The following is a 15,217-nucleotide window of genomic DNA, read 5'->3' as shown; positions in this document are numbered from 1 at the left end:
GTAATTAATTTGTTTGTTGCTCTATTTGAACAGCCATACTCATACGGGTCTATACCTATGAGTATAATTCTGTTTTTGGGAGTTATCCGATATTACAACGGAAAAATAAAACGTGATAATTGAAGACGAACGCACAATTAAGACTTGTGCAGAAGCAACAATCCTGGAGAAAAAGCCTAATTAAAATGAATAAACGGCTTGAGTCCTGAATTCTAAAGGGCTTAAGCCGTACAATTAAGGCTCTTTTCTTTAGTAAGAAGACTTCTTTTTGATATGCCGATACACATAAAGATATTAAACTATGTTAAGGTGAAAAAATGTGAACATCTTCACTTAAACAAATGGGAGCGGTTGTTCAATAGAGCAGTCGCTTTTTCACTAAAGGGGCAGTTTTGTTTAAGATTTTTGTTAATTTTAAATGGATAATTTACTCAAAATTGGAACTTCTATTCATGCCAGACGTATTAAAGTAAGGGACTATGTCAGTTCAAAGAGATACATATAAAACGGAATCTTTAAAAGGAGAAAATGAAATGAATATTTATTTAGTAATATTACCAATGATTAGTATGTTGTTAGGTTTGTATTTAGTATGTCTGGGACTCTGGGAATTAAGAGTTGGTATCGATAGAAAAAGATTTATAACCTTCTCGTTTACAGGGCTATTTTTGATCTTTATATTACCGAATATGTTTGGTTTTTTTCAATTAACTATTAATAACTTTCAATAAATATCTATCTGCTAACTGAACGAGGTGCTTTACTTCAATAAGGAGTGTAGAGCCTTGTTCTACTTAAACTAAACCAGCAGATTAAAAGGTATTATTTCCCACTACAGACAAAGGTACAATTTAGGTAAGAGGTGAGGTAAATGAATCTTATTCTTTTTACTTTCATTCACATACTCATAGGATTAGCATTAATATACTTTTATCGTAAATTACCAAAAGCAATAACTACATTTGCGTTTGTTTTTCTTACTATGAGTTTTCTTTGCTGGGGAGTCGTTTTATTGAAGTAACGGTTTAGTTGAAAAGTAAACTGGATATTAAACCCGATTCGGGCGAAGGAATTGATAATATAGTTGCAATGATTCTTGCATAGGAGGAGATGAATATATGAGTTTACAGAAATGCGATAAATGTAATACTCAATTTAAATGGAGCGAAATCATAAAATCTCTTTTTTTAGCATACAGACCTATTCAATGCAATCAATGTGGTACGGAACATAGGATAATATTCTTTTCAAGAATTATATTGTCTTTGTTATCAGTTCTACCATTGTGGTTAATTGGCTTTATCATATTAACTCAATTATCGTCTTCCATTTCTTATACTTTTTCGATAATGATTTTATCTGGTGTTTTTTTGATCTTGGTTTTGTTATTTCCTTTTTTTGCGAAGTACAAATCGGAATACTGAATATTATGGTGAAATAAGGTTTTTCATAATCTATTCTTCTTTTTTCGTATAAGAGTAGAGTGAATGAACACATTGGTTTAATATTTCAGCGATGTAGCCATCAAAAATGCTTCGTTATGCCAATCAAGCTCTTAAAGCACAGGTAAGAGGAGCTCATTCATAGCCCGCAAAAAGTATTCCATCAAGAAATTTACGGAAAATCGCAAAAAAACGTTATAGACAGAATCAGCTTGAATAAGAAACAAAAAAAGTCTCAAATTCAAGCTGATATGTTTAGATAGTTAAGATACCTCGAATTGTGATGGTAGCTGCTCCTGCAACTTTGATGACTGGTTTTAATTCATTCGGAATCACAGTCACATAAAGAGTTCCAGGTCTTCCTATTGCATCTCCTTGAGCGATTTTAAGATATGTTATTTCATCTTGAGGAATAACGCCCTCTAAAAAGAGGAAGCCCGCTAATGCACCATTTGCTGCACCAGTTACAGGATCCTCAGGTATACCAATCCCCGGTGCAAAATCTCTTGTATATAGTTCATATTCTTTCAAATTAGTAAAAGTATAAAGATGTGTCGTACTGATATTATGTTCTTTATTATGTTTCGCTAGCGCTGCTAAATCAGGCACTGCATTGTCGATATCGATTTGATCTTTTATTGGGACGAGTAAATGCCAGACACCAGTATTCGCTAGTTTGATTGGATAGGTTAAATCAATGCGTTTGGAATTGATGCCGATTAGTCGACTAAGCTCCGTAAGGTCAATATTGATATCTTGTGTTCTTGGCGTTACCTGTGTCATTTCCACATTAATAACTTTTCCATTATCTCTATGCCATACAACAGGTACTTTACCTATATTCGTTTCTAACGCTACACCGTCCATTTTCTCAGCAAGACCAAACTCAGTCGCCAAAAGCCACGTTAACCCAACAGTTGCATGTCCGCAAAAGTTGATTTCTTCAGTAGGAGTGAAATATCTTACTTTATAATCTATATCTTCAGTATTGGAAGGTAGTAAAAATACGGTTTCCGGTAAATTTAATTCTTTTGCGATACTTTGCATCTCATCTTCGGATAATTTTTCAGCATCTAGTACGACGCCAGCTGTATTACCGCTAAATTTTTCTGTTGTAAATGCATCTACATGATAAACTCTAATATCTCTCATCTTACTTAAACTCCTTTCTAACTTGAAACCCTCATTTAGATTGGTTATGGCAAACTATACCATACTACAAATTCTATCATTTTCAAGAAATATTACACTATAAAAGCAATAATTTACTAAAGCTTGCGAAATTTCCATATCTATTATATAGTAAAGGTACTATTTTATTAAAGGGTGAACTTTTTGTTAATTGTAGAATTCTAATCTAAATCAACGCTATAGCTTAATTTTGTCGAACAAGCCACCTGTTTAGGGGTGTTATTTGTTGTGCAAAAAAACAAGATTAGAATTAGTTAGCTTCGTATAAACATTTAGCGCGACTAGTTTTAGTCGCGCTTTTTCTATTCGTTGATTTAGACAATTTTAATTTTTTTCTTATTAAAATTGAGAGGACGAATCTACAATGCAAAAACAATTACAACAAATTACAGCTGATATGCAGCTTGAAGAACACTACCATACATTAGAAAAAGCTCTGCTTTCCTTATATTTCCATAAAAATTGTACAACTAAATCTTTAGCTCATACGACAGACTTACCAATACCTATCGTTTCAGCAATGAAGAAAGAATTTGCCAAGCAAGGTTGGGGTAAACATAGCTTAACGAAAAAGGGCCAGCTTGCTATCGCGCAATATTTTCAACTTTCAGGTGCTGATGCAAAACTGTATCTTCAGTTAACGACAGATGATGTATTTCGTACAGAATGGATTACACAAAATATAAGTGAATTAAACACTATTTATGAAGCAAGACCCACTGCTGACGTGGCTATTGATCAAGCAAAATGTACAGTTGAGACAGCCTTAAAACGTGCATTGCTCGCACTTGACTATACGATGCTACTCAATAAGCGTATTTTGTGTTTAGGTGATGATGATTTCATCAGTATTGCATTAGCGTTTTTACTAAAGAAAATTGCTCCAAACTCTACAACAAAAATTGTTGTGTTAGATATTGATAGACGAGTTTTAAGTACGATTAGCAAAATAGCTAAAAACTATGAGCTTCCGATTAAAGTAGATTATTATAACGTTCAGGAACCTTTACCTAAAACATATGCCCATCAGTTTGATTGCGTATACACAGATACACCGTATACCTTGATTGGCGCACAGCTCTTTTTATCACGTGCTATTAATGCACTAAAACCAGAAGCAATGCGACATGTGTTTTTCTCTTACGCTAAACGTAGCTATCAAAAGCAGTGGGAGTTACAGCAAAGCTTACATGCTATGGGCTTCGTGATTGACAGTATTCAATACGACATCAACACCTATGAAGGTGCGCAGATTTTAGGAGCTACAAGTCAATTATTCGTATTACAAACAACAGAGCAAATGACTTCCTACATTCTTAATCAGCGTAAATTTACGCGACCCATTTACACAGGAGAAATTGAACGAAAATCCGTCGTTTATCAGTGTACCCAATGTCAGCACTCACTTACAGTCGGCGCTGGTTATCAATACAGCACGATTGCTCAACTTCAAGCCAATGGTTGCCCAAGTTGTAAAAATAAAAAGTTTTCACAAATGAAGAGAACAGTACAAAAAACACAATCCCAGCAGGCATTAGGCCATCATATTTTGTTAGAGTTACATGATTGCGATGTTGCATTACTCAATGACGTGCAACAAATTAAAACGATAATGTGCCAAGCTGCCTATAAAGCAAAGGCAACGATTGTGACCGAAAATTTCCACCATTTTTCACCTTATGGGGTTAGCGGAGTAGTAATTATTCAAGAATCACATTTAACGATTCATACATGGCCAGAGTTCGGTTATGCGGCAATAGATGTTTTCACGTGTAACAATAAATTAGCTCTACAAGACGCCGTTCAATTTATTACTGAACAATTTAATGCAGGAAATGCCACACAACATTACCTACGTCGGGGTAGACCATAAAACTTAAAATGAAACAGGAGAAGAAGAACAAGGTGTTTTCTTTTCCTGTTTTTATGTTTGCACTTGATGAGAGTTACCAAATGTGACTTGCAAAATAAGAACTAGAGGAACAAGTTTATCATTAAATAAAAATATTATGTTAACTAAAAAAGAGACTTAAATATTGGCAATGTAACGGAAATTAAACAGGACATCAAAAAGAGGATTACAAGTCCCATTAGACTTTAGAAAAGGGCGAGAACAGAAAAAAATCACCCATGTCATGACGAGTGATTTTGAAAATCCATTTCTACAATTATTAAATGTATAAGTTCATAACAATTTGCTCGCCAATTGGCCCCATTCTTCTTTCCCCGTTATCGACAAAACCAACGTTTAAATACAAATTTTGAGCGGGAATATTTTTATGGTTAACGACTAAAACAACTTCATCACATTCCTTAAATTTCCCCTTAATAAATTCAGACAATGCTAACATCCCTTTTTTGGCATACCCATTACCCTGGTGTTTATGGTCAATAGATAATGCTGTAAGCAACATAGCTTTTGGATTATTGGAGTACTCTTTTACTCTTTCTGTTGCGTGCAAAACAAAAAATCCTACAGGCACATTGTCACTCAAAATGACAATTGGATACTGTCCAACCTTTTCTATAGAAATCTCTTTTGGAAGGGCAGTAAATCGACTTTGTTCGTTCGGAAGCTCAAAATTATTCAAAACATCTACATAATCTTCTAAAAAATGTACTAATTCAATGGCACTAGTTTTTTGCATATGTAACGACCTCCTTTTTATTATTTTAACACCAGAACAAACGTTCGTAAATAGGGCGCTGGAATAAAAATAATTGATTAATATTATTTTGGATAAAAAGAAGTATAGAGACGAACTTTATATTTAAAGTTTTCACATTTATTGCGAATGTGTTTTCAATCCTAGGAGTGTTAACATACATTTATATAAAGGGTATTGAATTATTCATTATTGGTTTTGTTCCTATCCCTATCTCTTTTTCTTAATCTCTAATTATTCAATGAAAAACTAGTCTAGATATTCTAAAGATATGTTAGAAAGTGAAAGTAATGCAAAAACAAATAAGTAGATACATTCTGCATAGAGGGTAAAGTATATATTAATCAATAAATCTCAAATAAGATTTTAAAATGTATCGTTAGATTATCAATCGCATAATATTATTGATAATGAAAGCTTTTCGTGGGAATTCTTACCAACGAAGGAATAGAACTTTAAAGTATTAAAGAATACTTTTTAAAAAGGAAGTGAATTTAAAAATGAGTCCTTTTTATATAATAATTCTACTATTAGCATTATTTATTGTCATATTTAAAGTTAAAAACCAGAATATTTCTTCCAGAGATATTTTAATTAAAGCACTAACAGTCGGTTCAGTTTTATTATGTATTTACCTTATAAGCATTATTTTCTTGAAAAAAATGTAATTAGAAAACAAGACTTCCGATTTTCGGAGGTCTTATTTTATGACAAAATTTTGAAAAATAAAGTTGACACAGCGTGTTATATCTGTGTATATTAGTTATATACAGATATAACAGCTTGAGGATTAAAGTGAAATGAATATTATAATTTCAAATTCTTCATGAGAACCAATTTATAGTCAACCAATTAAAGGGGATTATTGTAAATGAAAAATTAGAAGAATCTAAACCACTTCCATCAATAAGAAATTTGGCAAAGGAACTTAAAATTAGTATTATTAAAAACTTATATGAACTGGAAAGGGAGGGGATTATTGTTACTGTTATTGGTAAGGGAGCGTATGTAGCTTCAACCGGGAAACTAAAATCAAAAATGATAGAAGAAAAATTGACAGAGGCTATTACTAATGCAAAATAAGTTGGAGAACTTAAAGAAATGCTAAATATTTTATATGAGGGTGATGAAAATGAATAAAATTTTAGAAATTACGAATTTATGTAAGAGCTACAAAGACTTTTCGTTAAAAGATGTAAATTTCTCCCTTGAACGAGGTTATATCATGGGTTTCATTGGACCAAATGGAGCTGGTAAAAGTACGACCATTAAACTAATAATGAATTTAATAAAAAAGGACAGTGGACAAATAAAAATATTTGGATTAGATAATAGAAAAAGTGAAATCTCAATTAAAGAAAAAATAGGATTTGTTTATGATGAAAATCATTATTATGAGGATTTAACAGTTCAAGAAATGAAGAGTATTATAAGTCCGTTTTACAGTCAATGGGACGAAAATTTATTCAAAAAGTATGCAAAAGACTTCGGTTTACCTTTAAAAAAACAAATCAAACATTTATCCAAAGGGATGAAAATGAAATTTTCCTTAGCTATTGCACTTTCTCATAATGCTGAATTATTAATAATGGATGAACCAACTTCTGGTTTGGATCCTCTTATAAGAAGTGAATTATTAGATGTTTTACAGTCTTTAATGCAAGATGAAAAAAAATCTGTTTTCTTTTCAACTCATATTACATCTGACTTAGATAAAATTGCTGATTACATTACATTAGTTAATAATGGTGAGGTCATTTTAAGTAAAACCAAGGATGAACTCTTTGATGAATATTGTGTAGTAAAAGGAAGTAAAGATCACCTTAAATCAGACATGGACAATATTTTTATTGGTCTTAGGGAAAATCAATTTGGGTTTGAGGCATTATCGCAAAATAAGAATAAGGTAATTCAATACCTTGGAGATTCTGTTATTATTGAAAAACCAACATTAGAAGATATTATGGTCTTTTCCACTAGAAGGAGTGATCAACATGATCCATCTTATTAAAAAGGATATTTTAATGCAAAAAAAAACAATAGGGCTGTCTTTGCTATTTATTTTCATTTTTACTTTTACCTTATCGGAAATTGGACCTTCTGGGTTAGTGGTAAATATTTTAGCTGTGACTTACATGCTGGTTTTAGGTGCAAGTGCAGTGGAAGATAAAAATAACAGTGATATTATGCTAATTAGCCTTCCAATTAAAAAAAGCACAATTGTTTTTTCAAAATATATTTCTGTGTATATTTTTGCCGCTTATGCAGCGCTTATAAATTTTTTAATTTATTATATTATTACTCAATTAAACTTATCTATAGAGGTCATTCCTTTTACATCTACTGGACTTTATCTTTCACTTGTTGCGGCAACTTTATTTTGCGCAATAACTTTACCACTAATATTTAAATACGGTTTTCTAAAATCGAGAGTGATAAGTATAATTTTGTTTTTCGTATTTATATCTGGAGGATTGTCTTTAGTTGATAACCTTAGTAAAAATGAAAATTCCATCTTTATCAAAAAAATCGCAAACTTATTGAATTCGTCATCAGACATTCAAATTGCATTGTTGAGCTTGATACCGGTAGTGATAATTTTATTTATTTCATATACCCTTTCATTAAAATTTTACAAAAATAGAGAGTTCTAAAAAGAAATTAATAAAGAAAATGTTTAGAGCAAAGTTAAATAGATTGTGTAGTGTCACACATGAGTAGGAATTGGTGCAATCCAAGTTTGAGCAGAGGTGATTATGGTCAATAAGAAAAGCTGTAGCGTACGGCATCGCTACAGCTTAATATTTACCTATTTAGGTTAGTCAGTAACGTTATTATACCATAAATAAAGAAAAAAATAAAAATAACAACTGTTGAATTAAGTGTTTTTTGGAGTATGTAGTATGATGGAGAATCCCAAGATAAATCGATGAAAGAGAGGGCGTTTATATAATGCTTTATCCATAAGGGATGACTATAGAAAAACTCTTATTTCTACATTTGAAGAAAGAAACTATAAAAGGGTCACTGGACCAGAGTGACCCGAGCCAACAAATCATGAGATGCAAAGCAAGATTAGCTTTACACTACTATAAATATGATTCAATAGCTATGAGTGTATAGTGAATTGCCTGAGAAAAAAATTAAATAATTTTCTCCTTGGCGTATCTGATTTGAGAAAAAGATGTCTTCATGAGCAGAAAAAATTAAGAAATTACATAGGAATATAAGCAAGTGCAGTAAAAAAAGTCGATTAGAATAGTATCATTACAGACGTAGACAAAGCTATTTAAAGTTGTATGGCAATATAATCGGCATGCCCCGCCATTTTGCAAGTTGTGAGGAGCGTCGAAACCCGGGTTGATTTTCACTCCGAGTGGCGCTTTCCTTATCTTCATTATTTGTCGACAAGCTGCGATTAATCAACTTCTGTTTTTTAGTTTTTTTTTCCGTTTCAATACCCGCAATGAAAACAGAGTGTATCATCATAAGGAAAAATAGGATTTGAATAAACCTGTCTGCTGTCCAATACCCCAGATAATTCATGAATACAAGGATGACAAATAAAATTGCAGTAACAATAGGAGTACAAAGGCGTAAGTTACGAGACATTGTATATCCTCCTTTTTCTGTTAAGAAATTCATGTTTTAAGGTTAACACCAAATGAGAAATAAAATCATTTTTATTACAGTTCTCTTTGAGGAGAAATGAAAAAGAGCGATAAGGCATCGCTCTTATATTATTATTATAAATAAAAGAAAATTACTTGTTTCTTTCAAGTTCTCTGATATGTTTTTCTAATATTTTTTTGATTTTAGATTCAGTAGAAGCAGCAATAGCAAATGCAACAGCAGCAAATGAAAAAGCTACAATAGCAAAAAGATCCACGAAATTCCCCCTGATTTTTTGTTACCAAAATTATGATATAAAAAGCTAAAGCGTCATCATACGCCACAGACTGGAATTGGTTTATGCCCTTCGACATCATTAATAGTATTATAACAAAAAGGTCCTTTTCAAATGGAAAAAGGAGCACAAAAATGCACTCCCTTATCTCTAACGACGATGTTCTACAAGGTCTATTGCACCTAACAAAATGTGCGCTAAACCGAAGCCGAAAACAGTGTGGGCAATCATATTATTAGGACCACTTTTTTGCTTTAGTGCAATTCCAGCAGCAGTAACAGCAGACCCTAGTATAGTTGGGATTAAACCTTCACGAATGTTATTCATAAAAAATCCCTCCATCGTAGTTAATTGGTGTATCAGCACCACTATTACTATTCGCTATTTCACATAAAACTATTCGTTCGGAAAGCTTACAAGGCAGACAGAGCGTACTTTTTCAATCAGTAATGTTTTTACTACCTCTCCTAATAAAGATTGCCTTTATATTTCACTATTAGACTGGAAATACATCAATTTCTTAGGAGAATACCATTTAGCCCAGACTTCCTACAAGCAGACAAGAGCATATTTTGGTGAAGTGCCGATACTAAAATGTTTAGTATTAATTCTCATTTTAATAGGTGACAATATTTGTTTTTAGTGGGCATATCGAAACGGGGAGAAATTGATCTTGAAGTAGTGAGTAACAACTTACTATAAATTCAAAGATCAGACAGTTAATTATTTTGTATGAAAAACCTTTTTTTACAATAATTATGAAACTATTCTTTGCTTCATTCGTATAGTAATTAATTACGAAAAAGAAGGTGAAAGATTGAAGGTAGAACGTGTGGAACTGATGGACGCATTAAGGGGTTTTTCGCTAATCGGAATTTTAATAGCAAATATGCTTTATTTCCAATTTGGCTCATCAGGAGTAGAAATTATTGAATCGGTGAGTGGGCTTAATAAAGTAAGCTATTATTTTGTGAAAATTGTTGTAGAAGGGTCAGTTTATCCGATTTTTGGTTTTGTATTTGGTTATGTTTTGATAAAAATGATTGAATCAAGAGAGGCTTCGGGGTTAAAGTACAAAAATATCGTATTTCGGCGAGCAGTGGGTCTATCCGTCTTAGGGGCGATACATATTGCACTAGTGTGGGAAGGCGACGTTTTATTAACATATGGCTCGACTCTTTTCATTTTATTTTTCTTCTTCTTAAAGCGCAGTGTGAAAACGTATTTTGTGTGGTGCTTCGTTCTAACAGCAATCCTCGGAGTAGGAACCTTTTTTGGCAGTAATTTTATACAGCTCGTGAAGCCTTTAACGGCAGCGGAAATCATGATTTATCAGGACGGTACATACGCAGAAATATTGACGCAACGATTAGGTGAATTTATTGTAGAGGGTGGCTTTTCACTATTTTTCATCCTACCAATTGGTTGGCTTTTCTATGTCGGTGTAAGCTTTCTTGCAGTAGGCCCATTTGTATTATTGGGGATGGGCATGGCGAAAAGTGGCGCATTTTTACAGCTAGAAAATAGCACTAGGACATATAAAAAAGTGGCGCTGCTCGTACCAGTTGGGCTATTGCTGAAGGGGATCATTATTTTTGACACGCCTTACAGATTATTTATTTATTCGACAGGGACATATGTGTTAGCGATTGGTTATATTGCCTTATTTGCATGGCTATTTAACCGCTATCAAACGCAAATGAACTATTATTTTGCCCCAATCGGGAAATTATCACTCACAAACTATTTAATGCAATCGATCATTTGTACGATTATTTTTTATGGTTACGGTTTTGGATTGTTTGGGAAATTGGGTACATTTGTTGGAATAGTTTTATCGGTCATCATTTATTGCATTCAGCTAAAAGCCAGTCAACTATATTTAAAGCGCTTTTCACTTGGCCCAGTAGAAACAATTTTAAGGTGGTTCGTTTATTTTAAAAATCCTAGAAAAGTAGATTAATATATTGCATCGGATGGCGGCAACTAAACAATAAAATAGAAAAGTCACTCATTATTTTTCGGAAAAATGAGTGATCTTTTTTATCTAGAGTAATCAAACTCCGTATATACATGTCCGTAATTTTTTTGGAACCCCCGTACTGTAAAATGCTCTATTCCATAAATAAGAATACAACTAACGGCATATAAATAAATATGATAAAAAACAAAAACGTTGATTTCACCATATTTTAGTAATTCTAAATACTAGTAAATAATGATAAAACTTAAGAAATTCTTCATTTTCTACTAAAGAAAAATTTAAGATTTACCTTATATACTTATAAAAAAAGGAAATAGATGAAACCATTTGAAGCTTTTAAACGTATTGGTAGTAGTAAAGAATATTGAAGCAGGTGAGGAAATGGCATATACCATTTACATAGTATTAACCAAAACAGGTACGTTATTATCAAAAGCAATAGGGATGTATACGGGAAGAGAGATGAATCACGCGTCCATTGCCTTTGATGAGGAGCTTTTTGAAATGTATAGCTTTGGGCGTAGGCAGCTAAATAATCCTCTAAGCGGAGGTTTCTTGCGAGAAGATGCAGAAAGAGGCTTGTTTGAGACGGCAGATTGTGTAATTTATCGTTGTAAAATATCCCATTATCAATATATTGAGATGATGAAAATCGTACGTTATATGTATTGGAATCGCGATCGCTATAAATATAATTTTATCGGGCTCTTCGGTGTTATGATGCAAAAGGAGGTTCGAAGAGAGCGTGCCTATTTTTGCTCACAATTTGTGGCAATGCTATTAAAGGTTGGTGGCCTTAAAGTCTATCAAAATCCTGCATTAATGACACCTCATTGTATCTCACAATTACCTTATTTAGAAAAAGTATATGCTGGGAAGCTTGCAGATTATTTACAAGACGTGCGTACACCAGCAATGTTATATGGATAAGCATAAATCATTAACCTTATTTTTTACCTCGCTTTTCAAAAAAGCCTCGAAGAGATTAGCAAAATTCTAACATCTATCGGGGCTTAACTCTTTTTAATCTCACAAGCACTTTCGTTCATTTCGCTAAGGAAGGTCAATCTGTTCCTTACGAGGAATTGAAAGAAGAACGTTACCCACGTATTTAAGCAGCAAAACAAAAGATACCTAGTATGAGATAACTATCCTGTTATCTCATACAGCATCACCTATCTATTATCAATATCCTCTATTTATGGGAGCGGGCATATTTTTTCGATAAGTAATCTAAATACGCCAGCCTAGTGAGTCCACCTGTTTGACGGTTGAATTCATCGTATGAAATATCCTTTGGAAAGCCAAATTCCGCTAGTGCCTGTTTGCGCTCCTCGGCGTATAACGGATTATCCAGTGAACGACACCAAGAAGAAGAATCAAAGCACTTGACATCGATACCTGCATGTACGCCATAATTAGAAAAACGGCTTCCTGTCTTAAAAGAAGTTTCTAATTCTGACTTGCTAATTGTTCCTGTGCCCCAGGAAAGGCGATAGCGCTCCTCTTTTCCATAATCGATGTTTATACCGTAACCAAGTGGCAGGAGAATATCTGTTTCAGTTAGCGTTTTGTGTCCAACTTTTTCATAGCCACCCCGCATAAATTGATCGTCCATGACAATCAAGGTTTGTTCAGATAATTGGACTGATGTAATATCCTCAATACTAGGGAAACGATTTGTTGTTTTAAACAGATAAGGTCGAATAAAAAGCGGCATCGTCATGACATCATTCCATAGACTATCTTTCGAAAACAGACCATCTTTTTGCATTTGACGTAAGTCACCGATAACAAGCACAAAGCCGTCTGTGAATAAATCAATTTTAACTCGGAAAATATCTCCTGGAATAGCTTTATAGCGAAAGCCTTTTTTCCTAGCGAGCTTTTCTAGCTGTAGATCATAGTCTGGAGGCAAATTTGATGGATACTGATGTAGCCACTCAACAATTTCCTCTTTGCTTGTTAAATTCTTCATGTTGGTCAGTGGCAGTTCGAAATAGGTTTTCATATTGCGAGCGTTAATGTAGCTGGATGGCTGGTCTTCGGTACGCACGCTAGCAGAAAAAACAACCCCGTTCGCTTTAACGCTGGAAATATTGGTATAATTCATTTTTTTCTCTTTACCGCGGGCAGTTTGAGGGAGAATTACTTCACAATTTCTTGTCGTGATTTCTACATCCGCTTCTTGATAAGCTTGCTCATTAACGAAGATACGTTTTTTAATAATATCACCGTCCATGCAAATGTAATAGTCATTTCGGATTTTAATTGTCCCCCAATGCTCTTCAATGGGATGTAATCCGAAATAAGGACGAAGCGTATTTGTAAGCCAACTGTTTAATGGTGTCATGAAATTACCTCCTTATATTAATCAAAGGTGAATATGTAAAGTATACTTAATGCGACTTGCAACGAAAATATATAATACAAAAATATCCATAAAGTTAATTTTGATTATCTAGAATGATCGCAGAGGGGCGGGAAAAATAAACTAAGAATAACCCCTCAGCATCTCTATGAGTTCCACTTTTGATGAATTTTTTTGCAGAAAACTACACACGAATGAAAATGCAATGTTCAACTTTGTAGTTCAACCTTTTCTGCTATACTTATTGACATATAGAGTGGTGGGATGAAATGTATATTGTTACAATTGAAGGCGTACCTTATGATTGGTTAAACCAATTGCAGGAAATTCATGCACATGTATTTGATGGAGTAAATCTTCCTATTGAAAAACTTGAAAAGAAGGAAGGACTACTTTGCTTATTTGCAGTAGAGAATGAAGTTATAATAGGATTTAAATTAGGCTACATACATCCTGATAGTATTTTTTATAGCTGGTTAGGTGGTGTGCATGAAAAGAAACGAGGTCAAGGAATTGCTAGTCAGTTAATGAGGAAGCAGCATGAATGTCTACGGGAATTTGGTTTTAATAAAGTTCGTACATATGGTAGAAATGAGCGAAAAGCAATGCTTATCACAAATCTTAAACACGGATTTGACATTGTTTCAACATTTGTAGATGAAAAAGGTCGACATAAAATAGTGTTTGAAAAATTATTGGAATAGGAGTTTTATCATGAAGGCATACTTAGCAAATGGATTATTTTCCTTAGGAGATCGTTTAGTTAACGAACAACTCGCTGCAGCAATGAGAGAGGCAAATCCAGGCATTGAATTATATGTGCCACAGGAGAATGATGCGATTAATGATAAAACAGCGTATGCAGATAGCCTAGCGATTGCACAAGCGGATTTAGAAATGTTGCAAAAGAGTGATGTATTAATAGCAGTTATAGATGGTGTTGAGATTGATTCGGGTGTGGCAGCAGAGATTGGTGCATTTGCAATGTTGAATCGTCCAATCGTGGGTGTATTTACAGATGTTCGTCAACAAGGTCGAGACAATATGTTGAAAATTGAGGCCCTTGTACGAGATGGAATGGAAAATCAGTTTGTTTATCGCAATTTATTTGTCATTGGCTTGATTAAACGCAATGGAATCATTACATCTTCCATTGAAGAAGCTGTCAAAGCCGTTCAAAAACTTAACAAATAGGAGGAGTTTTGTATGCTAATATCAACAACAGATGCTGTGGTAGGAAAAGAAATTGTAGAAACTATAGGATTGGTAAAAGGAAACTCGGTACAATCAAGAAATATTGGTCGTGATATGATGGCGGGACTCCGTAATATTGTTGGAGGAGAGATGAAGGAGTATGCGGAAATGCTTACTCGCTCTCGTGAACTTGCCACAAAAACTATGGTAGATGAAGCAAGACAATTAGGCGCAAATGCAATTGTTGGGGTAAGATTTTCTACTTCATCAGTGATGGATGGCACATCTGAGGTATTGGCGTATGGAACAGCGGTGAGATTAAAAGAATAATCTGATTCGGGCTTCAATCAGCAAAAGATTGAAGTCTTTTTTATTGTAGGGATATTGTTATTTATGACAAAAATATAGTGTCTTTAGTCTATTTCAAGATGTTTTGTTGTTAAATTAGTATAGTACCAATTA

At 33.6% G+C, this 15,217-nt stretch carries 16 protein-coding genes; 10 read left to right on the top strand and 6 right to left on the bottom strand.

Annotated elements, in window-relative coordinates; genetic code table 11:
* Window positions 1-1,118: 1,118 nt before the first annotated feature.
* Window positions 1,119-1,424: a TIGR04104 family putative zinc finger protein gene (locus ACIQXF_RS07515; protein ID WP_402780874.1), complete on the top strand. Its 306-nt coding sequence runs from the start codon at window positions 1,119-1,121 to the stop codon at window positions 1,422-1,424.
* A 273-nt stretch (window positions 1,425-1,697) separates the two neighbouring features.
* Here the strand turns inward: ACIQXF_RS07515 and ACIQXF_RS07510 are convergent, their stop codons facing one another.
* The gene (locus tag ACIQXF_RS07510) at window positions 1,698-2,594 is read right to left on the bottom strand and encodes a PhzF family phenazine biosynthesis protein (protein ID WP_402780871.1); all 897 of its coding nucleotides are present in this window, start codon (window positions 2,592-2,594) and stop codon (window positions 1,698-1,700) included.
* Between the two features lie 403 nt (window positions 2,595-2,997).
* Between ACIQXF_RS07510 and speD the strand changes: the two genes are divergently transcribed.
* Window positions 2,998-4,506: an adenosylmethionine decarboxylase gene (speD, locus tag ACIQXF_RS07505; RefSeq protein ID WP_402780868.1), complete on the top strand. Its 1,509-nt coding sequence runs from the start codon at window positions 2,998-3,000 to the stop codon at window positions 4,504-4,506.
* Between the two features lie 298 nt (window positions 4,507-4,804).
* Here speD and ACIQXF_RS07500 read toward each other — a convergent pair whose 3' ends face one another.
* Window positions 4,805-5,281: a GNAT family N-acetyltransferase gene (locus ACIQXF_RS07500; protein WP_402780865.1), complete on the bottom strand. Its 477-nt coding sequence runs from the start codon at window positions 5,279-5,281 to the stop codon at window positions 4,805-4,807.
* A 933-nt stretch (window positions 5,282-6,214) separates the two neighbouring features.
* Here ACIQXF_RS07500 and ACIQXF_RS07495 point away from each other — a divergent pair.
* Genes ACIQXF_RS07495 through ACIQXF_RS07485 form a run of 3 tightly spaced genes read left to right on the top strand, consistent with a single transcriptional unit; the run spans window position 6,215 to window position 7,953 of the window.
* Entirely contained in the window at window positions 6,215-6,382 is a 168-nt protein-coding gene (locus ACIQXF_RS07495) for a GntR family transcriptional regulator (RefSeq protein WP_402780862.1), read from the top strand.
* 49 nt (window positions 6,383-6,431) lie between these two features.
* On the top strand, window positions 6,432-7,310 hold the full coding sequence (locus ACIQXF_RS07490; RefSeq protein WP_402780859.1) for an ABC transporter ATP-binding protein: 879 nt from the start codon (window positions 6,432-6,434) through the stop codon (window positions 7,308-7,310).
* The gene (locus ACIQXF_RS07485; RefSeq protein ID WP_402780856.1) at window positions 7,294-7,953 is read left to right on the top strand and encodes an ABC-2 transporter permease; all 660 of its coding nucleotides are present in this window, start codon (window positions 7,294-7,296) and stop codon (window positions 7,951-7,953) included. Before ACIQXF_RS07490 ends, ACIQXF_RS07485 begins: the two co-directional genes overlap by 17 nt.
* Before the next feature lie 631 nt (window positions 7,954-8,584).
* Here ACIQXF_RS07485 and ACIQXF_RS07480 read toward each other — a convergent pair.
* From ACIQXF_RS07480 to ACIQXF_RS07470, 3 genes are all read right to left on the bottom strand, one after another.
* Window positions 8,585-8,911 (bottom strand): hypothetical protein, encoded by a 327-nt coding sequence (locus tag ACIQXF_RS07480; protein ID WP_402780853.1) that lies wholly within the window; start codon window positions 8,909-8,911, stop codon window positions 8,585-8,587.
* A gap of 151 nt (window positions 8,912-9,062) precedes the next feature.
* Entirely contained in the window at window positions 9,063-9,188 is a 126-nt protein-coding gene (locus tag ACIQXF_RS07475; RefSeq protein ID WP_402780850.1) for a hypothetical protein, read from the bottom strand.
* 168 nt (window positions 9,189-9,356) lie between these two features.
* On the bottom strand, window positions 9,357-9,533 hold the full coding sequence (locus ACIQXF_RS07470) for an asparagine synthase (protein ID WP_402780847.1): 177 nt from the start codon (window positions 9,531-9,533) through the stop codon (window positions 9,357-9,359).
* A 490-nt stretch (window positions 9,534-10,023) separates the two neighbouring features.
* Here ACIQXF_RS07470 and ACIQXF_RS07465 point away from each other — a divergent pair, with 490 nt between their 5' ends.
* Window positions 10,024-11,169 (top strand): DUF418 domain-containing protein, encoded by a 1,146-nt coding sequence (locus tag ACIQXF_RS07465; RefSeq protein ID WP_402780844.1) that lies wholly within the window; start codon window positions 10,024-10,026, stop codon window positions 11,167-11,169.
* Between the two features lie 348 nt (window positions 11,170-11,517).
* The gene (locus ACIQXF_RS07460; RefSeq protein WP_402780841.1) at window positions 11,518-12,120 is read left to right on the top strand and encodes a hypothetical protein; all 603 of its coding nucleotides are present in this window, start codon (window positions 11,518-11,520) and stop codon (window positions 12,118-12,120) included.
* A 265-nt stretch (window positions 12,121-12,385) separates the two neighbouring features.
* Here ACIQXF_RS07460 and ACIQXF_RS07455 read toward each other — a convergent pair whose 3' ends face one another.
* Entirely contained in the window at window positions 12,386-13,543 is a 1,158-nt protein-coding gene (locus ACIQXF_RS07455; RefSeq protein WP_402780838.1) for an immunity 26/phosphotriesterase HocA family protein, read from the bottom strand.
* A gap of 287 nt (window positions 13,544-13,830) precedes the next feature.
* Between ACIQXF_RS07455 and ACIQXF_RS07450 the strand changes: the two genes are divergently transcribed.
* Genes ACIQXF_RS07450 through ACIQXF_RS07440 form a run of 3 tightly spaced genes read left to right on the top strand, consistent with a single transcriptional unit; the run spans window position 13,831 to window position 15,085 of the window.
* Window positions 13,831-14,265: a GNAT family N-acetyltransferase gene (locus ACIQXF_RS07450; protein ID WP_402780835.1), complete on the top strand. Its 435-nt coding sequence runs from the start codon at window positions 13,831-13,833 to the stop codon at window positions 14,263-14,265.
* A gap of 10 nt (window positions 14,266-14,275) precedes the next feature.
* Window positions 14,276-14,755: a nucleoside 2-deoxyribosyltransferase gene (locus ACIQXF_RS07445; RefSeq protein WP_402780832.1), complete on the top strand. Its 480-nt coding sequence runs from the start codon at window positions 14,276-14,278 to the stop codon at window positions 14,753-14,755.
* 12 nt (window positions 14,756-14,767) lie between these two features.
* Window positions 14,768-15,085, top strand: a complete 318-nt coding sequence (locus ACIQXF_RS07440; RefSeq protein WP_402780829.1) for a YbjQ family protein — start codon at window positions 14,768-14,770, stop codon at window positions 15,083-15,085.
* Window positions 15,086-15,217: the final 132 nt, after the last annotated feature.

Source organism: Lysinibacillus sp. NPDC097231 (assembly GCF_044761885.1).
In the GTDB taxonomy this organism is placed as follows: Bacteria; Bacillota; Bacilli; order Bacillales_A; family Planococcaceae; genus Lysinibacillus.
Note: the sequence above shows the minus strand (reverse complement) of the source record. Positions and strands in the feature narration are given on the sequence as shown.